This window comes from Snodgrassella sp. W8132 (genome assembly GCF_016100865.1).
GTDB classification, from domain to species: Bacteria; Pseudomonadota; Gammaproteobacteria; order Burkholderiales; family Neisseriaceae; genus Snodgrassella; species Snodgrassella alvi.
The window spans coordinates 1,556,174-1,578,369 of record NZ_JACFRQ010000001.1; the positions used below are offsets into that span (position 1 = coordinate 1,556,174).

Consider the following 22,196-nt stretch of genomic DNA (forward strand, 5'->3'; position numbering starts at 1 on the left):
GATTAAATTTGAGTTAAAAAATTAGCTTTCAAAATACTTATTTAAACTTAAATTTATTAAACAAATGTTATAAAAACATAATAAACTTAAATAAAACAGTTTGTACAGTTAAATCGTAAATCCTTATATAAAAATGCCTGTTCTGATTACTTATACCGTAACAGAAGCAGGCATTTTAAAATATTTAATTTTTAAGTCTTTTAACTTGCTTTACACTGATTAAATCACCCCCTGAGCTTTAATCCGCGGCTGACTATCCAGCTTATTCAAAGCAGACAAATAAGCTTTGGCACTGGCGACGAGAATATCGGTATCAGCTCCCTGGCCATTAACTATATAGCCTTCGCGTGATAAACGCACGGTTACTTCACCTTGACTTTCAGGGCCAGCAGTAATCGCATTTACCGAATAAAGCTGTAAATCGGCAGAACTGTTAACTTTAGACTCAATGGCTTTGAATACCGCATCTATCGGTCCTGAACCATGACCGCTGGCCCGTTTTTCGTTTCCGTCCAGATTAAAAACAATTTCTGCCACCGGCTCTTCTCCGGTTTCACTGTGAATACTCAGAGATACATATTTGTAACGATCCGGTGCGCGGCTAACCAGTTCATCTGAAACCAGCGCATGCAGGTCTTCATCGAAAATTTCACGTTTTTTATCTGCAAGCTCTTTAAAGCGGGCAAAGGCTGCATTCAGTGCTTCTTCACTATCCAGCTCGATACCCAGCTCCTGTAATTTAGTCCGGAAAGCATTACGACCGGAAAGTTTACCCAGTGTAAGCCGGTTTGTACTCCAGCCAACTGATTCAGCAGACATAATTTCATAAGTTTCGCGGCATTTCAGCACTCCATCTTGATGAATACCGGACTCATGGGCGAAAGCATTTGCGCCTACAATGGCTTTATTTGGCTGGACAGGATAACCGGTAACTGTAGAAACCATTTTTGAGGTAGGAACAATTTGTGTGGTATCAATATTGGTTTCCAGACCAAAAATGTCGTGACGGGTCTTCAGTGCCATGACTACTTCTTCCAGACTGGCATTACCTGCCCGTTCACCCAGACCATTAATAGTACACTCTACCTGTCGTGCACCACCACTTACTGCGGCCAGTGAGTTTCCTACGGCCAGCCCGAGATCATTATGACAGTGTGCCGACCAGATAACCTTATCACTGCCGGGTGTTTTCTGAATCAATTCACGGAAAAATGCTTCAGTCTGAAAAGGAATGGCATAACCCACTGTATCCGGAATATTGATGGTAGTAGCACCTGCTTCAATAACTGCCTGACAAATCTCGGCAAGAAAATTGATATCACTGCGCAATGCATCTTCGCAGGAAAATTCCACATCATCAGTATATTCACGTGCAATTTTTACTGCTTTAACTGCGGTTTCTTTAACCTGTTGCGGTTTCATGCGCAGTTTATGTTCCATATGCAACGGGCTGGTAGCAATAAAAGTATGAATGCGTTTGCGCTTTGCCGGTGCAATGGCTTCGCCGGCCTTACGTATATCTCGTTCATTAGCCCGTGACAGTGAACATACCGTGGCATTCTGAATAATTTCGGCAATACTGTGAATAGCATCGAAATCACCCGGACTGGCAGCAGCAAATCCTGCCTCAATGACATCTACACCTAACTTCTCCAACTGGCGTGCGATGCGGATTTTTTCTTCTTTGGTCATGGCTGCACCCGGCGACTGTTCTCCATCGCGCAGAGTGGTGTCAAATATAATGACTCGATTATTGGTACTGGTCATTCTTGGTCTCTCCAAGGTAGTGTTATTGTGTTGCATAAATGCATTGATATCCAGCGGCTTATTTTGTTTCTCAGCCATTAGAATAATTTTTTGTAACTGATTTAATGGTAATGAACCACGCTTACGCCATTTATAAATAGCAGCTGTAGAAGCAGCATTATCCGGATAATGTTGTTTGAGTGCTTCTGCCAAAGCATTGACGCCACCAAAATAGGCAATTAAGCGGTCTATATTCAATTGCATAACTGACCTTTTGTCCAATTTACTCATTTTATTGTGCTACAATATATTCCGTTAAGCTAATATACGTAAAATTAGACATTAAAGCAAGTTAAATTTCTATTTTTCTTAATAGAATTAATTTTATTTAGACATTTTAGACAAAAGAGAGATAATTATTTTTGAGTTTATACTTGTGATAAAAAACCGCCGGTTTATCTTTTATTCAGACAAATGGCGGTTGTATGGCAAACAGCTGTGATTTTAATTTGCCAGATCCCCTTTCAGAGCAACACCTGCAACCACTCCGCCGGCATGACATTCATATTCTTTTGTACTAGCCATACTGTTTTTCTTATAATAGCTGACAATATTGGTTACTTTACTGGCATTATGAGCAACGGCCTGTTCCTGTAGCTGTTTTACAGCAGATAGAAATGCCCAACGGCAGGCTTCTTCATCTGTTTTGCCGACACTATTGGTTTTACGGTTGCTAACCAGACCGGCACGCACTACCCGTCCGGAACTCTGAGCAAAATAAACTTTTATTTTCGGATTCAATACCTGTGCAGCTTCCGGTGCATTAATTGCATCCTGAATAGACAAAAGCAATTTATCATCACGTGCATAAGCAGCAGACACACAAGCCAGCAATGCTGCCAGCGTTATTACTTTAGAAAACTTTTTCATTCCTTACTCCTTTTAATTAATGAAGTGTACTACATGATGAATCAAGATTGTCTGATTTTGCTTGCATCATCCGAAGTCTCCGGACAATATAGTAACCTGAAACTGGATCAGGCAGACAAACAGCGTTTACAGAAAAATCCGCATTTAGCTCAGCATACCGACTGGCAAAGCAGCCGGTTTTTGAAACAGCAGCTTTCAGCTTTCTATAAACGGCTTTCTCTAACACATAAGAAAGGTTATGCCGGTTTAATCGCCTGTTCTTCAATACAGCATATTCCGGGTATTGATATGGAGTATGCACAGGAACGTGATTTTATATCACTGGCAAAGCTCTGCTGTACAGATAACGAACAGAAATGGCTATCTGAACAGCAGAATCTATCTTGCTCTTTCTACCAGTTATGGACACTTAAAGAAGCATTGATTAAAGTCAGACACGGTCAGTTATCTGATATGCACCAATATAATTTAATACCTGATGGATATGATGGAATTTATATTCCGGCATTGGATAATCCGGTTCAGGCATACAGCTGTATTGTTGATAATTGCTGGCATATCAGTGTAGTCTATCCTGCTGTCTGCTCTGCATCCCCGTTAAATTGTACTTATGGATTTGGTCGCTGGCATAACTACAAATTTAACTGGCATCAATGGCCCGTTAGCTCATCCGTTTAAATATCAGAGATGAATTTACCCCTCCGAAAGCAAAATTATTATTCATAACAAACTCTGTATCAATTTTGCGGGCTTCGTTGACAACATAATCCAGCTCACCGCACCGGCTATCAATCTGATTAAGATTCAAAGTTGGTGCAAACCAGCCTTCATTCATCATGTGAATTGAAAACCATGATTCCAGTGCACCGCAGGCGCCAAGAGTATGTCCAAGATAACTTTTTTGCGAACTGATCGGCACGTATCCGAATACATCCGCCGTAGCAAGAGTTTCCGCAATATCTCCCTGTTCAGTTGCTGTACCGTGACCATTAATATAACCAACCTCAGCAGCCGGCAGATGCGCATCTTCAAGTGCCATCTGCATACAACGGCGCATTGTCGTACGTTCCGGTCGGGTGATGTGCGAGCCATCACTAGTACAGGCAAATCCCACAACTTCAGCATAAATTCTGGCTCCGCGTGCTTTAGCCATTTCGTACTCTTCCAGCACCAGAATACCTGCACCTTCACCAATAACCAGACCATCACGATCAGCATCATAAGGACTTGGTGATAGCTCCGGAGTCTCATTACGCAAACTTGTTGCATATAACGAATCAAACACGAAAGCTTCAGAAACACATAATTCCTCACCACCTCCGGCCAGCATCATATCAATTTTGCCAGATTTAATTGCTTCATAAGCATAACCAATTGCCTGATTACCTGAAGCACAGGCACTGGATGTAGGAATCACCCTTCCGGTTAGACCAAAGAAAATTGACAGATTAGCAGCCGTAGTATGCGGCATTATACGTACGTAGGTATTGGCATTAAAATTTGCAGAGCTGCCATTAAGAACAAGTTCGCTGATGTCGCGAATATCCTGTGGACTACCTGTAGACGAACCACACGCTACGCCCATCCGCCCGTCCTTAATAGACTCATCTCCGAGCAGTCCTGCATCTGCCAGTGCATTTTCAGCAGCCTGTGTACACATCTGGGCTACTTTTCCCATACTGCGCAGTTGTTTGCGCGTCCAGTGTGCAGGAGGAGAATAGTCTGTCACCGGCGCAGCCAGTCTGGTATTTAAATCCTGATACCGATCCCAGCTTTCCATACGGACTACTTTATTTTTATAAGCCAGCAAACCGCTTTTAACTGTAGACCAGTCATTTCCCAGCGCGCTGACACCGCTCATGCCTGTAATCACAACACGTCTCAACATAAACCTCCGTTTACAGCCAGCACCTGCCGGGTAATGTAAGCAGCCTGTTCTGATACCAGAAAAGCTACTGCATGGGCTACTTCCTCTGCCCGTCCCATACGATTCATAGGTATAGCCTTCAGAATCTCAGCAACAGGTACATGTTCATCAATCATTTCTGTTTCGATCAGCCCGGGCGCTACGCAATTAACAGTAATTTTGCGTCTGGCCAGCTCAACTGCCAGTGCCTTGGCTGCCCCAATCATACCGGCTTTGGATGCACTGTAATTTACCTGCCCCCGATTACCTATTACTCCGGAAACAGAAGCAACGCAAACAATACGCCCGGCTTTCCGCCGGCGTATCATGGGCATCATCAGCGGATGCAGTACATTGAAAAAACCATCCAGATTGGTATCCAGCACCTGATCCCAGTCATCGTTACTTAGTGCCGGAAAAGCGTTATCACGAGTAATACCAGCATTCAGTACCACACCATAATAAGCACCATACTGTTCTATATCATTTAGTAAAACTTCCTGACAGGCTTGCCGGTCACTGATATCAAAAGTCAGTATGCGGCTGTGAGAGCCAAATGCCGCTATTTCAGCAGCTACTTTTTCAGCATCAGCACGCCGGCTGCGACAATGCAGTACAATATCCCAGCCAGCCTGAGCCAGCGTCAGTGCAATTGCTCTGCCGATTCCGCGTGCGGAACCGGTAACCAGAATAGTTTTATCATTATTCATCATGTATTAGATCATTTTCAGTAGGACTGTATACATTAAGTGCTGCTTCCGCCAGCAACTGATTCGGATTTCTGGCTTCATCACACAACCATAACTGGCTGTCAAAAACGCCAAAGCCGTTTGTATCCTGTAAAGAAGCATGAATTTTAATCTGCAAAATAACGGGTACTGGTAATGCTGAAAAATAAAGTTGAAGCTTTCTTGTTCCCAGTAAAAAACCCAGTCGCACCGGTTCACCGGCGTCATGAGCTAATGCTCCGGCCCATGCCGCTACGCCCTGCGCCATGATTTCCATTGCTGCCCATGAATGAAGACATTCTCCCTTTACCAGGATCTGATTTGGTTTTACGTATGCATAGGCTGTTAAGCTATGTTCATTGTAATTTACAATTTCATCCAGTAACACCATTTTGCCACTATGCGGCAGCAGGGAAGCCACATCATAAATCGGGGTTTGCATTATTGCTCCCCATAATCAGTGCGGTATTATTACCACCAAAAGCAAATGAAGTACTTAATGCTATGCGCGGACTATCAGCATTGAATGCTTCCTGAAATTGTGTCAGATGAATGAATGCTAATTCGGGATCAAGATTTGTTTTTGCCCGATGCGGGGGTAATTTACCATCAGGATTAATTTGGCGACTGATTACTGTCCATAAGAAAGCTGCTTCGAGTGCACCTGCTGCCCCAAGTGTATGACCAGTAAGTGCTTTAGTTGAAGCACAGGATACTTCCTCACCCAATTCGTTATGAATAGCCAGCGCTTCCATAGCATCATTCTGAGTAGTGCCAGTACCATGCAGATTAACCCAGCCAATAGCACTGGCCGGCAACTGTGCTTTATGTAAAGCCTGCTGAATTACTTTTCTGGCTCCTTCTGCATCAGGTCGCGGACTGGACATATGATAGGCATCACTGCTTGAACCATATCCTAATAGAGGCAGACCTCTGGACGGATTCCGGGTCATTACAAATACAGCTGCTGCTTCACCAATATTGATACCATCACGCATGGCGGTAAATGGCTGACATTGCCCGGAAGATAATACCTGTAATGCATGAAAACCATTAATAGTCAGCGCTGAAAGAGTATCTACTCCGCCACAAATTACAGCGTCGCACATACCAGTACGCAATAACCGTGCCGCACTTATGAGTGCTCGTGCTCCTGAAGTACAGGCAGTTGATATACCATAGCGGACATTACGCAGCTGATACATCTCAGCCACAAAATCTGCCGGTGAAGACATTAACTGCAAGGTCTGATTATAACCACTGTTTGCCCAGTCCTGCCGCGTAAAACCATACTCAATAGCGGCCCTGTTATCATCACTTCCAGTTGTCGATGTACCGAGTACAACTGCTACCCGATCGTTCCCATATTCAGTTATGGCAGCCTGAATGTCTTCTTCAATCTGTGAAAGTGCGTGCCAGAGCAACTGATTATTACGACTACAGAAATCCGGATTCAATCCGGCCGGAAAAGGTCTTAATGCTGTCTCGACTGATCCGAATAAATATGATTTACCGTTTACCCAGAAATCGCTACGGGTAAGATAGCTGTCTGCTTCACCCAGCAAAGCACTTATATGCTCATGCACACCATAGCCGAGAGCACTGACCATAGCAGGACGACTTAGAAAAACCGGTTTATTCATCAGTCACCTCCCGGATTTTCCAATGCTGTTTATGCCATTCTATTTCTGCAGCCATACCATCTGTACCAGAAGAAACTCTTACATCATTCAGTTCAGCAGGTACAGACCAGTGATACTGATGACCAAGATAAACATAGGCAGCAGTAAATAGCTGACGTGCTTTGGGATTAGGAGGTAAAAAACCGTCATTATGCCATTTTCCCTGTTGCAGAATCTGTCTGGATATCGGCGCACCTAAACCATCAACCTGTACAAACCGCCATTGCTGCTCCGACAACGGTTCAATTAACAGCAGACTGTTACTGCCATCTTTATCTGTAACCTGCAAAGTGAGCGTTTGCTTCAATACCGGTAACGAATCAATCACAGGTAAACTTTGACAGGCGCTCAGACAAAACAACATCATCAGCCAAATAACAAAATTCTTTAACATATTTTGGCTTGACCACAAATTTCTGCCAGAACAGCCAGACGACGTTCTGAATTGATAACATAAGGGTTGGTTTCATCCCATGCATAGCCGGCAAGAATAGAGCTTATCATGCGTCTGATTTCAGGATTAATTTTTTCAGCATATATAACATCCTGAAAAGCTGTGCTATACCAGCCATTGACATAAGTCTTAAAGGTGTTAATACCTATCTGTAATTTATCAGCAAAATCCTGCTGCCAGTTTACTGTTTCTCCGGAAAACTGCCGGTGCAACACATCTGTAGCCAGTTTGGCCGAATGCATGGCAATCGTTACGCCGGATGAAAAAACCGGATCAAGAAATTCTGAAGCATTTCCTAATAAAGCAAAGCGTTTTCCATACAGACTTTTAACGTTAGCAGAATAATTGCGTAAGGTCCGGAATGGTACATCGTTGTGCCATTGTGCATTGACCAGAATGCGTTTGAGCATTGGCACTTCACTGACAAATTTTTGTAAAATAGCCTCCGCTCCCTCTGCTCCATGATTGTTCAGACATTCCGGCAAGCCGACCACACCAATAGAGGTACGATTGTTACTGAACGGAATAAACCAGAACCACACATCACGTAAATCAGGATGGGTACATATCAGAATTTTGTTACGGTCAAATACCGGATCTGTAACATTATCATCAATATGAGTAAAATAAGCCATGCGTTCAGGCAAGAAAGACGGCTGTTCCAGATCAAGCAATTTTGCCAATACCCGTCCGTATCCGCTGGCATCCAGCACAAATTGCGTCCGAATCTGATAAGGCATTCCCTGTGTATCCGTTACTGACAGAACAGCAGCAGCATCCTCAAACTCAATCCCGTTAACACTATGCTCAAAACGAACTTCTACGCCCTGTTTCTGCGCTTCACTTATAAGAATATGATCAAAACGCCCCCGCATTACCTGAAAGGTAGTACCCGGACCCGGTGAAAATTTATCGGTAAAATCTATAGTGGTATAGCGATTACCCCAGCTAAATGCCGCACCATTTTTAAACTGGAAACCATCGTCAACACCTGCATTTACTGCTTCCAGCATTCCGGCCTCTGCAATAAATTCCATGCAATGAGGTAACAGGCTTTCACCAATCACAAACCGGGGAAAAACTTGTTTTTCAAGTACACAAACCCGATAACCTTTTTTATTTAATAAAGCACCGGCAATAGCTCCGGACGGACCTGCACCAATTATTACTACATCAAACTGACTCATTACACCTCCCCCTGTTATCGGCTCCGGGCAACAAGGCCAGAGCCAGTATCATGCTAAAAAATACCCCAAGAGCAACACTGCGACCAAAACTGGCAATAGCCGGAGTTGCGCTGAAACCAAGAATAGCAAACGAAATCATTGTTGTTGTCGCAGCCAGCAATACACCGGCCAGACGTTCGGCTACTGCCATCTGTTTGACGGAAACATAGATTGCATAATCCATACCTATTGCCGTTACCAGAAACAGACCAAAAATAGCAAATAAAGACAATGGCCAGCCTGCATAAGCAAATACAGCCAGACAGGCTAATGAAGACAGAACAGGTACAGCCAGCATTAAAAGTCCTTTACGCCAGCCAAAAGTATAAGCCAGCAATACGATGGCCACCAGATAAGAAGCTATCTTCAAAGCAATTGCCTGATTTCGCGTATGTGTAAATAACTGATTTAATGCCTGTAAATTATTAACAAAATAAATACCGTTATTTTTATCGGCCAGCTTCTGTAAAGCAGTAACCTGACTTACTCCTGACAAACTGACAATAGCCGCAACTTTTCCGTTACTCATTTTGCCCAGATACAAATCCTGCCATGCGGTTCCCAGTTCATTATCAAGACTTTGGGAAATTGTTTGCAAAGGTAGTTTTTGTAAACCAGTCAGATAATCCCGGATACTGTGATCATCTATGCCCAAATTAACTAAATCACGCCAGTTATCTGTATTGCTTGACAGACGACTTACATCCTGCTGGCGCTGCTTTTGGATGCTAAGCGGCATAACCCACTGATCAAGAGACTGAAAACCAGATAATTGTTTTTGTATAACCAAATCCTGTAATGATTTGCCCAGAGTACGACTTTTCAGTAACAATTCATCATCATTATCTGCCTGTAATACAAAATACTGTCCGGACGGCATCGTCTGAGTAAGTAAACCGATTTTTTGTGCCTGTGCCATCCATTGTGGTGACAGATTGGCCCACTGGCGGATATCATCCTGAGTGTTCAGCCGCAATAAGCCTCCGCCAATAAGCAGCAGAATCAGTAATACCGGCCATTTTTTCTGTACCATAATCTGCCTCTTGCGGACGATAAATTTACCGAAAGACAACATGGCACTCAAAGCCTGAGGATAGATATATGCCTGAGTAGTAGAAAAAAATGCAGGTAAACAAAGTAAGCTGAATAAAAATGCACTAATCAGCGCAGCAGCAGAAAATATCGCCGTCTGCTGCAATATCGGCAAAGGTGTAATCAGTAAAGCCGCATAACCCAGTAAAGTAATAATCAAACTTAATAAAAAGGCTTTAGCTGCAATATGTAAAGCCTGCCAGCGATTCCATTGCTGCTGAATCACGCCACTGGCCAGCCAGTGCAAAGGAAAATCCAGCAATACACCCATCAAACTGGTTCCCACTACCAGAGTGAGAATATGGATATGTCCGAAGAGCATTACGGTAGCTGCCAGACCAAATAAGATGCCTACTGCCAGAGGAAGTAATAAATATAAAATACGCAGACTGCGGAAAAGCAACAACAGCAGCAGAAAAGTTAAGCCCATACCCAGTATACTCATATACTGGCTTTCTTTCTCTCCGGTGGCTTTATTTTCTGCGGCAAAAATAGCACCACCAGCCATCAGTACCTGCACATCCTGAGATGCCTGAGTATCATGAATTACTTTAAGAAGACCATCTGGTACATTAATCAGTCCGGCTTTTTCCGGTAAACGCGCCCGTAGTAAAACCCATGTAGTATCACCATCATCTATATTCAGCCAGCCCGTCTGAAAATTATAATAAACAGGTCCGTCCTGACTGGCCTGATGCATAATGATGTTACCCAGTCCGAGCCAGTCCTGATCAACAGGCAATATGCTACGCTCAGCAAACGGATTAACGAGTGTTTGCGCCTGTCTGGCAAAAGCTTCTTCAGGCTGATTGATAATATTGCGCCAGCTTTGTTCTGAAACGACAGCCAGGCTCAGTCGTTGCATACTGGCCTGCAAAGCGGCAATATCTGGCTCAAGTTTACCTGTAACAGACTGGAATATATGACTATCCTGCCATTTTTGCTGAATCATCTGTGCCGCCTCAACCGCCTTGTCAGGCGATTTACTGCCCACTAAAACCACAATATCACGGTTCATGCGCTGATTCATGCGCATTTTAGCCATTTGCTGTGCCTGTGTATTCTGCCCGTCATCAGGCAACAGGCTGGTTAAATCAGTATCCAGACGATTCTGTTGCAGAAAGCTATAAAATAACGCTGCCGCCACAAAAAATATCAGCAGTAAATAAAGACCAGCCCAGACGCGTTTACGGTAAAACGGCATTTTGCTCAAACCTGTTCAGGGCTGTATTAATTTTCAAAGCGGAAAATGTAATTTCTGTACGATCGCCCTGCACTTCAGACAGTACAATTTTTTTCACCGACTCATCACCCTGAATATCAATTCTGGTGAAAATTTGTTTCATCAATACACTTTTCGGCTGTAATTGTAATTTCCAGTTTTGAGCAGTACCTTGCAACTGCATAGTAAACTGGCTTTGTATGCTATTGGTTTGCCCGGCAAGCAGATCCAGAAAAAGCTTTACCTGATTTTTTTGCGCACTGGCTGATTGTTTGCTGGCAATCCATTTATTATTGGCGTTTAGCTGATCAATACCTGATTTACGCACCCTCATGGTATCTGCAAAAGGTTTTTTCATCTGCCATAATAAGCCGGCTTTTGGTACCAGTACAAACTGTCCCTGTGCAATAATGGGTTTATTGGTACCGCGCAAAAAACGCTGCTGCGTGAAATCACCTTTTATATTTTGCGGCCGTTGCAATTGATTTTGTAGCTCAGTTAAATCAAAAGCCCATAACAATCCACTAAACAGGCAACACCAGCAAATAAATAAAATTTTTCTCAACATATTAATCTTCCCCTTTCAAACCATTTTGCATGGCATTTCGCACTGCCTGTAACCAGCTTTCAGGCGTCTGAAACTGAGTTTCCCGTGTCTGCATACACACAGCAACCTGCATACTTGATGCCTTGGTAAGCTTTTTGCCGCTGATAATGTCACTAATGACATAATCAAACTTCAAACAGCTTTCATATTCTTTTAATACAACTTCAACGCGGATTTTCTGTCCGAAAACAGCCGGTCGTACATACTTGAGATTCAGTTGCACAATCGGCCAGCCATAACCGTTGGTTTTCATGACGTTGTAATCATAACCTATAGCACTTAAAAAAGCACAGCGTGCTACTTCCAGATATTTGACATAATGTCCGTGCCAGACAATATCCATTGAGTCGACATCAAAGAAAGGTACTTCAATAATCACACTGTGCCGTAACTGCTTATATTGCTCTGTCATTCTGATTCCAAAAATCAAAAAAATTAAACCATTGTCTTGGTGCTTTACAGCAATAAGTACCTAACAATTGAGCATATTGCTGAACATATTGTTTAATACAATGCTCCCTTTTTTGCCGTTTCCAGTTCACATTTGCTGCAAAACGCTGAATATGTAAATGATACTTACCCTGCTGTTTAAAGCAGAACAAGGTATTGACTGGTACTTTTAATAATCCGGCTAATAACCATGGTCCCTGCGGCCAGTTTGCTGTCTGCCCGAGAAATGGGATGGCTACAATTTTCTCTCCTCTTACCGGTACACGGTCAGCAGCAATAGCCAGCCACTCACCACGCTGCACTCTTTCATTCAGCTCCATCATTACCTTTGTATCCAGAGATGTCACCTGAATTAAACGAATCCGTGAAGCACCGGCGTCTTTTAAAGCCTGATTAAATTTCACTGCATGGCTGCTATGAATCAGCACATTCAGTATAAGACTTTTATGTTTTTTGACTAATGCACGGCAGATTTCTGTATTTCCTAAATGTGAACAGACAAATATCTGACCCGTAGTACCTGCAACAGGTTGATCAATATACTGAGTAAGATTATCTGGATCATGAATAATCAGATCTTCATATCTGATGCGCCCCTGCCAGACCGCGAAGCGGTCGACTATAGCCTGAGCAAAAGCATAAAATTGCCAGAATACAGATCCTTTTACGGACAGAATCCGGGACAGCTCTGTATGGTTTTCTGCTAATAAATGCTGATAACAGGCAACATTTCGGCGTGCTGATGACGCGGTCAGATAAAAATATGCCACTACTATACAAACTATCGGTGACAAAAGCAGTACAGGACAATATTTAACCAGATAACGGGTCAGAAGCAAGGCAAAGCTACTTCCCCGTTCCTGCTGATTAGCCCAGTGGCGGATTGAATTAGCCATGGAGCTTCCTTTTCCGGCGATTTCGTAAAATATCCGGTAAATTCAATAACATATTGAAAAATAAACGTGCATGCATTCTGGAAATCAGAACATTATCCTTCCAGACCCGAAAATGGGAAATACCATCGGAAGCATAAGTAATCGGGGTATCAATCCAGATAAAGACACAGCCCCGCCGATGCAGGTGCACCAGAAGCTCAGCATCAAAATCCATGTAATTACCGATTTTTTTTTCTCTGATCACATCAAAGGTAGGAACCAGCGGATAAATACGGAATCCGCACATTCCATCTTGAATATCCATTGATAACGTATTTACTGCCAACCAGAAATTAGTAATTTTACGTCCATAAAGACGTGCTTTTGGTGTATCGTCATTGTAAACCGGTCGCCCGCAAATAACTGCATGAGGCTGTGCTTCAGCGGCAGTTATCAGTTTTTGCGTATCTTCCAGACAATGCTGTGCATCAGCATCTACCTGCAAAATATGTGTATAGCCATGTACGGCAGCATACTTTATGCCATCCTTAACCGCTGCACCTTTGCCACCGTTACTGGCACGATAAATTATTTCAATACCGGGTTGTAATAATTCACGTAATTGCGTACGAATTGTTTCATCAGAACCGTCATCTACAATCAGACAATCTATCCCGTAGCCCAGCATCGACTGAGCTACCTTACCTACTGTATGCAAATGGTTATAATGCGGAATCAATGCCAGCACTTTCATGATGCATCACTTTCACTATCAGGTATCACCAACCGGCCGGAAGTAATTTTTTTATCCTGCATTGTGCATTGAAAGGAAATTTTTCTGCGGACACAATCACGCTTAAATACCAGTTCAACAACATCAGCCGGCCGAAGAAAATGTTGAAATTTCAGATTTTCCATTTGTAACGGTGCCTGAACCAGCCACGAACATTGTTGTAGCAGTTCTATTATCCATTTAATCTGAATAACGCCCGGTACCAGATGAAATACATCGAAATGACCTTTGAAATACTCCAGATCCAGAGGGACCTGAATACGTAACCAGTATTCATCTGCAGAAATCATTTTTTGATCCAGAACAACAGGATTGATAACTGGCTGTAAAATGGCCTGTTGTACATCCTCCGGATTCAGTTTACTTTGTGTATTGCGCGGCAACATTGTTGTAAACCGCCAATGGCGCGGCAAGGCAATTTTTTCCTGACTTTTAGCCAGATAGTTTTTTAACTGATGAATAATAACTTTGCGTCCCTGTTTGCACCATTCCTGAATGCCGGCATCGGTCAAAGCCACCCATGCCGCAAGATGAGTACCCTCAGGATGCTTTAGAATATGAATATCAGCAACCCATTCATGCTGCATAAGCTGATTTTCCAGTTGCATAAGGGAAATACGTTTATCTGCCAGTTTGATAATCCGGTCTATCCTGCCTAACAAATCAAAACCATTCTCATGCTCCACCACTGCATCAGCCAGTAATTGCTCAGTAGTACAGCGCTGCGACTGAACAGATAAACCATTCTGACTAACGCTATAACTAATATCAGGAAAAAACTGCCAGTATGGCTGTTTGATTCGACTGGCTACTGCGCCAGTTTCAGTACTGCCATAAATTTCAATTACTTCAGAGCAGATATGCTCATGCAAAAAATCTTTATTGGTTTGTGCCAGTATTCCGCCGGCAGAAATAACAGCACTCACATGCCCTTTAGCCAGAGAGATATCATGAGTTTGCCGGAATGTATGCAGTAAAGTCGGACTGCTGATCCAGATCACTTTTTTAAAAGCCTGACTAGTTACCAGCAATAACTCCGGAAAAATAAGGCGCTGGCGATAAAGCGGCAATCCCAGATACATGCTGAGCATAATAAGAAAGCTCAGCCCATACATATGCTGTACACTGACACTGCCCAGCACAACCGGCCGGTCTTTGATAACTGAATCCGGTAATACCGCTGCCAGAATCTGTGCCTCAAGACACAGTACGTTCCAGTCTTTTTTAATCAGTTTGGCTTTACCGGTAGAACCTGATGTTTGCAAAAATACCGCGATATTATTTATCGGCTTTCTGTCAGACTCACTGTAACTCTGTGAAATCCATGCAGATGCCGGTAATGACGGAATATTTAGTTGATTATTAATTTCATCAGACAGATAAATATCTACAGTCTGCTCCAGCCACTGAGCATTTTCATCAGAAAGATTAGCCGGCAGATAAACATCTGTACCGGCCTGCACACATGCCAGTAAAGCGATAGCAAAATGAGCACTATCATCAAAATACAGACCGGCACGTTTGACAGAATGATCAGACAAATACTGGCTTAATGCCGTTATTTGTGCCATGGCCTGCTGCCAGCTCATGCTGCTCTGACCAGTAGTAAATAAAGCCTGACTTCGGGCCCGCTCTGCCCAGAATTGCTCTGACGTCATCATATTTATATTTTTAATATTAACCGCCGATACAGAAACTCTCCGCCAAACAGTATTCCCATCAGCAGATAAGAAATCAGCCCTGTATATACAGTCCATGCGTGCCAGTATTCACCGGTAATCAAACCAGCGGTAATTATGATATTCACACAAAAAAAACCGCACCATATCTGAGTAATACGTCTGGTATAGCGTACACCTGAAGCAGGCAGATCAGGACGCTGTAAGCGGGCAAGACGCTCAATTAAAGACTGCCGGCTATACAGACTTGCACCAAATACCAGCAAAAGCAGCGCACTTACCATTACCGGATACCAGTACATGGCTTTAGCTGAATGCAGCCATGCTAAAACGATAAACAGTAACATTACTGCACATGACAACAGCTTTTGTAATGGCTGACGATTAAGTAATGCCCGTAACAGCCAGATCAGCGCCATTAATACTGCAACCGGAATAACACCGGTGTATTTTTGACCAAAATACCAGATAAACGGGTAAAGGATACTGACCAGAACGAGTACAGTATTAATTACCGGATATAATTTAGGCATTCTCGGCCTGTTTGGCCTTGTTCATGACTGCCTGAATCACATCAGCTACCGTACGCACATTGCGAAAATCCTCTGCCTGTAATTTGTGTCCAGTCTGGCGCTTGATATAATCAATCAGATCAATAGCATCAATACTGTCAATTTCTAAATCTGCAAATAAATCGGCTTCCGGCTTGATTCGCTCTGGAGCAATTTCAAACAGATTTTCCAGTGCATTTGCCAGAATGGCATAAATTTCCTGTTCAGTCATACACAGGTTTCCCTTTTAAAATAAAAACAGGTTATCTTTAACGTTTGCTTTGGATGTAATTTGCTAATGTATTAACACTAAAAAAATACTCGCGCAGCTGGCTGCTGTCACTTTCCATTTGCAAACCAAATTTTTTCTGAATGGCCAGACCTAACTCCAGAGCATCTACTGAATCAAGTCCTAGACCATCATCCCCGAATAAGGCCATATCATCACCTATATCATCTGTTGTGATATCTTCCAGCCCTAAACTGTCAATAATTAATTCTTTAATCTGAATAACTAAATCGCTCATTTACTACTTTCTTCTACTGCATTCCTGCTGGAAATATTCCTGCAACTGCTGGTTAAGTTGTCTTGCCGCAATTGGCAAAGGTTTGCGTTGTAACCACTGCTGTGGATCGATATCATCACCAACATAAAAATCATAATGAATTTTCTGTTTTGGTATCTGATACCAGGGTTGGTTTTTTTTCAGTGCCGGCGGATTCATGACAATCACGACCGGAGTAATTACGCTGGCACTGCGTAATCCGATAGACACAGCACCACGATTAAAACAAATTTTATTATCCCATCCGGTACGTGTGCCTTCAGGAAAAATCAGCATACTCTGCCCGCTGCGCAGTATTGCATCCGCATCCTCAATAACCTGTAAGGATTCATCATTCGGTAAAAATCCACAGGCAAGTATCGAGTTTTTCATTACCGGATTATGCAACAAATCCTTCTTAACAATACAGTTGAGCACCGGCACCTTGGCCAGCATAAACACAACATCCAGTAATGAAGGATGATTCACCAGAATCAGTTGCCCGGGGCGACCCAAACGTTCAAAACCATGATAGCGGACAGCAATAACTCCTGTGATACTCAGATAACGGATAAATGCCGCCCAGACAGATGCAACCAGCCGTCGCGCTTTTATCTGGCTATCTGCATTTTTTCTTGCAGCAGGTAAGGTATAAGGCCACAGAATTATTTTAAACAGCAGCCCGAATACACCAAAAATTACAAAACCCATTGCTGTTGCACACCAGCGCCACAGCCAGTTACACCAATCCGTTAACCAATTTGCCACTGCCAGATACCTTGCTCCGCAGATTGATGACGCACCGGTTGCGCTGTAATCTGCTGTGTAATCCATTCCAGTGCACTACTGTAATAATTCAGTTCACCAGATAATAATTCGTTGCCAGTATCTGCTGTTGAATAAGTCAGGCTTACCTGTTCACCTCTGGTAATAATTAACCCCAGTGCCAGCGGAAACGGAGCACGTACAGCAGCTACGTTATATTCCTCAGCCAGAGGTTCTTCTACTACAACTACCAAAACCTGTGATGCCCCCTCTTCCAGCAGACCTACAGCCTCAGTAACTCCGATTTCCAAACCATTGTATCTGGCAGTCAGCGCAATACTTTCGCTCATATCACCCCGCATCAGCGACCATTGTCCGATAATGGCATTATGTACTGATAAGGCAAACGAAGTGGGTGATAACTCTTCTTGCTGTATCAGGCTTTTCCACAATTGAAAACTGCGGTTGATCTCACCATCATGAGAAACAAAAACTACCGGACAGGAAGCATCCTCTTGCAGCAGCGGCCATGACGCAGCAAACATCAAACGAGCAGCAGAGCTTAAGCGGCGTCTTTTCATTGCCGGCAAAAAAGATAAATCCACATCTTTAACCGGTAAACCACCTACATTTCTGCGCTGAGCAACCCATTTTTGCCAGTCTTCCGGCGTATGATGAAAAGGACTAACAGCATGCCAGTCAGATATTGAAAATTTCATATATCTGTTGAAAATCTTATAAACTTGACATTATATGTAAATATATAACAATAAACAATAAGATTTTTTGTTAATTGTTAATGTCATTTGAATCAATTTAATTTCAATATATTTGGTAAATTTTAAAGTATTTGATTATACAATATTAAATGCCATAAATAACTAATAGTTAATGATTAAAAATATTAAGAGTAAATGGTTAAATGTAATTTAAAATTTAAATTAAGTGTTAATTATTATTTGGATTTTAAATTAATGTATTTGCAGATATTAGTGTATACCTATCAGCACATAAAAGCCGTGCTCCTCTGTTAAAGCGCTTATTTATGTAAATTTCAATGTCATATCCACAAAGCAATGCACATCTAATCTTACTGATTACTCCGATAATAGTTTGCTAGTTAGTCTTTATTACTTATTGTTACCGTACCATAGACCATGAATATTTTCGTTGTGTCTGCCGAACCGGTATAGCAGCCTTCACCACCGCTGAGGTAACACGCAAGTGCAGCAAATCCCCATGCATCTTCCATAGAAATCTCAAGTTTGCGAGTGGTGAGTGCTTCCAGATGATATTCTGTACCAAAATCTCGTACTTTTTGTGCAGCTACACTGAGCGATTCACTGACAGACGGATGACCCCATCCCCATAACCAGGTATTGTCTTCAGTATTGTATGTACCAACTATTTGTACTGGGGCAGTTACCATCAGTTTTTTTTCATGACTGACAAAAGTAATCGTACCGGTATCAAGGTCTGCACTCCATTCAGCAGTATCAAGACCCCAAGTATCTATTGCTATCTGCGTGCGTAATTGTATCTCGTTATTTGCGCGTGCAATGGTAAGCTCTGGCTCGGAAAGCTCTGTTGTATGCTGATCAGTATTTTTTTCTTTGCTGCCAAAAAGTTTTTTTAAGAAATTACCCATGTTTTATCCCCTGTTTATAATGCTGGTTAAGAAAAAATTATTTTATATATTTATTGCTTGTTATAACTATTTGAATTATATCACGATAATTATCAACTTCTAAATCAGTTTTTTATAGTTAATTTAACAAAGTATATACCTACAACATTATTTAGCATTTATTATTAGATACTTACCACTTTATTAGCATGCATGATCAGATTAAGTTTTTCGCCGGAAGCATCAACAATTTATTTTTAAGTTGATTCTTTCCTAAAAAACATTGATGCTCTGGCTAAAAAATGAATTCGATTTGTAAACAATTTAATCCATTGCGGTTTTATTCGAGCCAGATTGCACTGAGCATACGTCCGGTTTTCCCGTCACGACGATAAGAAAAATAACGCTCACGCTGCAATACAGTACATTCCGTTCCACCATATACCTGATGCACGCCGGCATCTGCAAGAGCCAGCCGTGCCAGAGCATAAATATCAGCCAGATAGTGCTTATTACCAATATCTGTAAATGCAGTCTGTGCCTTTGGCTGTTTCAGACAAAACACCTCCCATACCTCAGCGCCTACTTCAAAAGCTTCCGGCCCGATTGCAGGACCAAGGTAAGCTAATATTTCCAGAGGGTTAACCTGCATAGCCTCTACAGTATTCTGCAATACTCCGTTTGCCAGTCCGCGCCAGCCGGCATGTGCAGCAGCAACAACAGTTCCGGCACGGTCACACAATAATACCGGCAAACAATCGGCTGTCATAATCGCACAGGCTGCCGATTCGCCGCGGTGACAAAAGCTTGCATCAGCATTGGCCGGTGTACCTGACTGCAACGCAGTTAACGCAGACACAGCATTAATAACATCTGCGCTGTGCACCTGATTCAGATAAGCCAGAGGTTTTGCTACCTGTTGTTGTACTAATGCACGATTATGCTGCACGGCATCTGCGTTATCACCGACATGTGCTCCGACATTCAATGAATTGAACGGTGGCTGGCTCACACCGCCCTGACGTGTTGTAAACAGGGTATGCACACTGGCTGGTGCCGGCCATTGTGCATTAAAAAAGACATTTTTATTCTGATTCAGACCGAGTGCCTGATTCATGTCCCATTGATTCATTCCTCTGTCCTATTCGCGTACATAAATAACATCCACATCATAATCATCGTCGTCCCAGTCATCATCTTCTGCTGCTTCCGCACTCAGCCGCTGCTGCCATTGATCTTCGGTTTTAATGGAAGAGTCCATGCCAGCCTGTAAACGCAGTACAGACAGTAAATGATAAATATCAGCCGGTAACGGAGCTTCAAATTGCATATTCTCCTGAGTTTGCGGATGAATAAAACTCAGCCGGTAGGCATGCAGTGCCTGACGTGCCAGCATTTTAATAGCGTCTCTGACTTCTGTTGTGGCGTGATGGCGCGGATTACCATAAAGAGCATCTCCGGCAAGCGGATGTCCGGCAGCTTTCATATGCACGCGAATCTGATGAGTACGGCCGGTTTCCAGCTGACATTCGATATAGCTGAAATCGGCATAACGTTCGAGTACTTTAACATGCGTAATGGCCTCTTTGCCGCCAAAAGGGACAACAGCCATACGGGTACGATTATGCGGATCACGTCCGATCAGTGTTTCAATTTTACCGTCAAACGGCACTACCCCGTCAGCAACAGCACGATAGGTACGTTTGACTGTCCGTGCCTGTAACTGACGAACCAGATGAGTTTGTGCGACTATGGTTTTGGCAACAACCATTAATCCGCTGGTATCTTTATCCAGACGGTGCACGATACCGGCTCGTGGTACTTGTGTCAGTGCCGGGCAATACGCGAGCAGACCATTGAGTAATGTGCCCTGCCAGTTTCCTGCTGCAGGATGTACAACCAGCCCGGCCGGTTTATTCAGTACCAGTACACTATCATCTTCATATATAATATCCAGTGACATAGCCTGCGGTATGAAAGCCAGCTGACTTTTATCCTGCTGGATGGCTGCCTGTATGGCTTCGCCGCCAATCAGTTTATACTTGGGCGGGACTACGCTGCCATTGACTGTGACATGTCCGTCTTTTATCCACGCAGTCAGCCGGCTGCGGGAAAATTCCGGTGCCAGTTTTGCCAGTGCGGCATCCAGACGCAGGCCGGCCAGTTCATTAGGTACTGTCCAATTTTTATAACTTTGTGTACTATCATCTGCCGTAAATGGCAAATCATCGTTATAATCGTCATCATTCTCTAACAAAGAAGTGTCTTTCATGAAAAATTTGTTTTTGGCGGTGGCCTTAGGCCTGTTACTGAGTGCCTGTGCCAGCACAAGTACGGTAGATAAAGATTCCCAGATTACCCAGGACTGGTCAGTTCAGCGTCTGTACAATGAAGCACATGATGAGCTGATGCACCGTAATTATACTCATGCAGAGAAATTATACGAAATTCTGCAGGCACGTTTTCCTTATGGTTCTTATGCCGAACAGGCTCAGCTGGATACGGCTTATGCTTATTATAAGGATGATGAGAACGATAAGGCACTGGCTGCTATTGAACAGTTCCAGCGTCTTTATCCGCAACATCCGAATATGGATTATGCGCTATATTTGAAAGCGCTGATTCAGCTCAATGAAGACAAATCATTTGTCAGCAAACTGGCAAAACAGGACTGGTCTGACCGCGATCCTAAAGCAAACCGTGAAGCTTATGCTACTTTTGCTCTGCTCGTACAGTATTTTCCACAGAGCAAATATGCTGACGACGCCCGTGCCAAAATGCAGAAACTGCTGGATGCACTGGGTGGTAATGAACTCTCCGTGGCACGCTATTATATGAAGCGCGGTGCATGGCTTGCTGCGGTAGGACGGGCACAGACTGTAATTTCTCAATTTCAGAATACGCCAAATGTTGAAGAAGCTCTGGCAATAATGGTTTCAGCATATGCAAATCTGGGCGAGCAGAAACTCAGTGATGACACCAAACGTGTACTGGCACAGAATTTCCCGAACAGCCCGTATTTACAGAAACCATGGCAGGATCACAATACCATTCCATGGTGGCGTTACTGGAAGTAATTACGGCTGATATTCCGGTACTCAGTCTCAGATAAGCTACACTTCTTAATCAGACCAATTCGCAGGTATTGGTCTGATTTTTTGTATATGTACAATTGATTATTCTGCTCTGTATAGTTTTTGCACATGGTGCACAGAAGTAATCAGGACTTACAAATAAAAGTAATCTTTATTCTTTTTTACAGCAAATATTTATTCAATATGCTCGGAATTTCTGCAGGCATCGTTTCTGAAATTGAAA

General features: G+C 42.9%; 24 protein-coding genes. 2 read left to right on the forward strand and 22 right to left on the reverse strand.

Annotated features, from left to right (window positions below; translation table 11 throughout):
* Positions 1-219: 219 nt before the first annotated feature.
* Positions 220-2,010: a 2-isopropylmalate synthase gene (locus H3U82_RS07095; protein WP_198209807.1), complete on the reverse strand. Its 1,791-nt coding sequence runs from the start codon at positions 2,008-2,010 to the stop codon at positions 220-222.
* A 240-nt stretch (positions 2,011-2,250) separates the two neighbouring features.
* Entirely contained in the window at positions 2,251-2,676 is a 426-nt protein-coding gene (locus H3U82_RS07100; RefSeq protein WP_025330071.1) for a hypothetical protein, read from the reverse strand.
* A 33-nt stretch (positions 2,677-2,709) separates the two neighbouring features.
* Between H3U82_RS07100 and H3U82_RS07105 the strand changes: the two genes are divergently transcribed.
* Positions 2,710-3,354, forward strand: a complete 645-nt coding sequence (locus H3U82_RS07105; protein WP_084553265.1) for a 4'-phosphopantetheinyl transferase superfamily protein — start codon at positions 2,710-2,712, stop codon at positions 3,352-3,354.
* On the opposite strand, the gene H3U82_RS07110 is transcribed toward H3U82_RS07105, so the two are convergent.
* From H3U82_RS07110 to rluD, 20 genes are all read right to left on the reverse strand, one after another.
* Positions 3,338-4,564 (reverse strand): beta-ketoacyl-ACP synthase, encoded by a 1,227-nt coding sequence (locus tag H3U82_RS07110; protein ID WP_084553267.1) that lies wholly within the window; start codon positions 4,562-4,564, stop codon positions 3,338-3,340. The two genes, H3U82_RS07105 and H3U82_RS07110, sit on opposite strands and share 17 nt — an antisense overlap.
* The gene (gene fabG, locus H3U82_RS07115; protein WP_370524566.1) at positions 4,558-5,292 is read right to left on the reverse strand and encodes a 3-oxoacyl-ACP reductase FabG; all 735 of its coding nucleotides are present in this window, start codon (positions 5,290-5,292) and stop codon (positions 4,558-4,560) included. Before fabG ends, H3U82_RS07110 begins: the two co-directional genes overlap by 7 nt.
* Positions 5,285-5,752, reverse strand: coding sequence for a hypothetical protein (locus H3U82_RS07120; protein WP_078474304.1), 468 nt, complete (start codon positions 5,750-5,752; stop codon positions 5,285-5,287). The genes fabG and H3U82_RS07120 overlap by 8 nt, the downstream gene beginning before the upstream one ends.
* Positions 5,733-6,953, reverse strand: a complete 1,221-nt coding sequence (locus H3U82_RS07125; protein WP_198209809.1) for a beta-ketoacyl-ACP synthase — start codon at positions 6,951-6,953, stop codon at positions 5,733-5,735. The genes H3U82_RS07120 and H3U82_RS07125 overlap by 20 nt, the downstream gene beginning before the upstream one ends.
* Complete coding sequence (locus tag H3U82_RS07130; RefSeq protein ID WP_025330065.1) at positions 6,946-7,386, reverse strand: hypothetical protein; 441 nt, start codon at positions 7,384-7,386, stop codon at positions 6,946-6,948. The genes H3U82_RS07125 and H3U82_RS07130 overlap by 8 nt, the downstream gene beginning before the upstream one ends.
* Positions 7,380-8,633, reverse strand: coding sequence for an NAD(P)/FAD-dependent oxidoreductase (locus H3U82_RS07135; RefSeq protein WP_078474302.1), 1,254 nt, complete (start codon positions 8,631-8,633; stop codon positions 7,380-7,382). The genes H3U82_RS07130 and H3U82_RS07135 overlap by 7 nt, the downstream gene beginning before the upstream one ends.
* Entirely contained in the window at positions 8,620-10,968 is a 2,349-nt protein-coding gene (locus tag H3U82_RS07140; RefSeq protein ID WP_198209810.1) for an MMPL family transporter, read from the reverse strand. The genes H3U82_RS07135 and H3U82_RS07140 overlap by 14 nt, the downstream gene beginning before the upstream one ends.
* Positions 10,952-11,554 (reverse strand): outer membrane lipoprotein carrier protein LolA, encoded by a 603-nt coding sequence (locus H3U82_RS07145; RefSeq protein WP_078474300.1) that lies wholly within the window; start codon positions 11,552-11,554, stop codon positions 10,952-10,954. Before H3U82_RS07145 ends, H3U82_RS07140 begins: the two co-directional genes overlap by 17 nt.
* 1 nt (position 11,555) lies before the next feature.
* Positions 11,556-12,005, reverse strand: coding sequence for a thioesterase family protein (locus tag H3U82_RS07150; protein WP_084551338.1), 450 nt, complete (start codon positions 12,003-12,005; stop codon positions 11,556-11,558).
* On the reverse strand, positions 11,989-12,939 hold the full coding sequence (locus tag H3U82_RS07155; RefSeq protein ID WP_198209811.1) for a glycosyl transferase family 2: 951 nt from the start codon (positions 12,937-12,939) through the stop codon (positions 11,989-11,991). Before H3U82_RS07155 ends, H3U82_RS07150 begins: the two co-directional genes overlap by 17 nt.
* The gene (locus tag H3U82_RS07160; protein WP_198207596.1) at positions 12,932-13,672 is read right to left on the reverse strand and encodes a glycosyltransferase family 2 protein; all 741 of its coding nucleotides are present in this window, start codon (positions 13,670-13,672) and stop codon (positions 12,932-12,934) included. Before H3U82_RS07160 ends, H3U82_RS07155 begins: the two co-directional genes overlap by 8 nt.
* On the reverse strand, positions 13,669-15,372 hold the full coding sequence (locus tag H3U82_RS07165; RefSeq protein WP_198209812.1) for an AMP-binding protein: 1,704 nt from the start codon (positions 15,370-15,372) through the stop codon (positions 13,669-13,671). The genes H3U82_RS07160 and H3U82_RS07165 overlap by 4 nt, the downstream gene beginning before the upstream one ends.
* Before the next feature lie 2 nt (positions 15,373-15,374).
* Positions 15,375-15,923: a membrane protein gene (locus tag H3U82_RS07170; RefSeq protein WP_041879327.1), complete on the reverse strand. Its 549-nt coding sequence runs from the start codon at positions 15,921-15,923 to the stop codon at positions 15,375-15,377.
* Positions 15,916-16,173 (reverse strand): acyl carrier protein, encoded by a 258-nt coding sequence (locus H3U82_RS07175; RefSeq protein WP_025330056.1) that lies wholly within the window; start codon positions 16,171-16,173, stop codon positions 15,916-15,918. The genes H3U82_RS07170 and H3U82_RS07175 overlap by 8 nt, the downstream gene beginning before the upstream one ends.
* Positions 16,174-16,210: 37 nt before the next feature.
* Complete coding sequence (locus H3U82_RS07180) at positions 16,211-16,468, reverse strand: phosphopantetheine-binding protein (RefSeq protein WP_037392583.1); 258 nt, start codon at positions 16,466-16,468, stop codon at positions 16,211-16,213.
* Positions 16,469-16,471: 3 nt separating this feature from the next.
* Entirely contained in the window at positions 16,472-17,197 is a 726-nt protein-coding gene (locus tag H3U82_RS07185; protein WP_232332616.1) for a 1-acyl-sn-glycerol-3-phosphate acyltransferase, read from the reverse strand.
* Between the two features lie 41 nt (positions 17,198-17,238).
* Entirely contained in the window at positions 17,239-17,970 is a 732-nt protein-coding gene (locus H3U82_RS07190; RefSeq protein WP_037392580.1) for a beta-ketoacyl synthase chain length factor, read from the reverse strand.
* A 401-nt stretch (positions 17,971-18,371) separates the two neighbouring features.
* Positions 18,372-18,899: a DUF6882 domain-containing protein gene (locus H3U82_RS07195; RefSeq protein ID WP_198209814.1), complete on the reverse strand. Its 528-nt coding sequence runs from the start codon at positions 18,897-18,899 to the stop codon at positions 18,372-18,374.
* A gap of 319 nt (positions 18,900-19,218) precedes the next feature.
* The gene (gene pgeF, locus H3U82_RS07200) at positions 19,219-20,010 is read right to left on the reverse strand and encodes a peptidoglycan editing factor PgeF (RefSeq protein ID WP_084553286.1); all 792 of its coding nucleotides are present in this window, start codon (positions 20,008-20,010) and stop codon (positions 19,219-19,221) included.
* Between the two features lie 9 nt (positions 20,011-20,019).
* Entirely contained in the window at positions 20,020-21,150 is a 1,131-nt protein-coding gene (gene rluD / locus H3U82_RS07205) for a 23S rRNA pseudouridine(1911/1915/1917) synthase RluD (protein WP_198209816.1), read from the reverse strand.
* Here rluD and H3U82_RS07210 point away from each other — a divergent pair.
* Positions 21,149-21,955: an outer membrane protein assembly factor BamD gene (locus H3U82_RS07210; RefSeq protein WP_038648650.1), complete on the forward strand. Its 807-nt coding sequence runs from the start codon at positions 21,149-21,151 to the stop codon at positions 21,953-21,955. The two genes, rluD and H3U82_RS07210, sit on opposite strands and share 2 nt — an antisense overlap.
* Positions 21,956-22,196 lie beyond the last annotated feature (241 nt).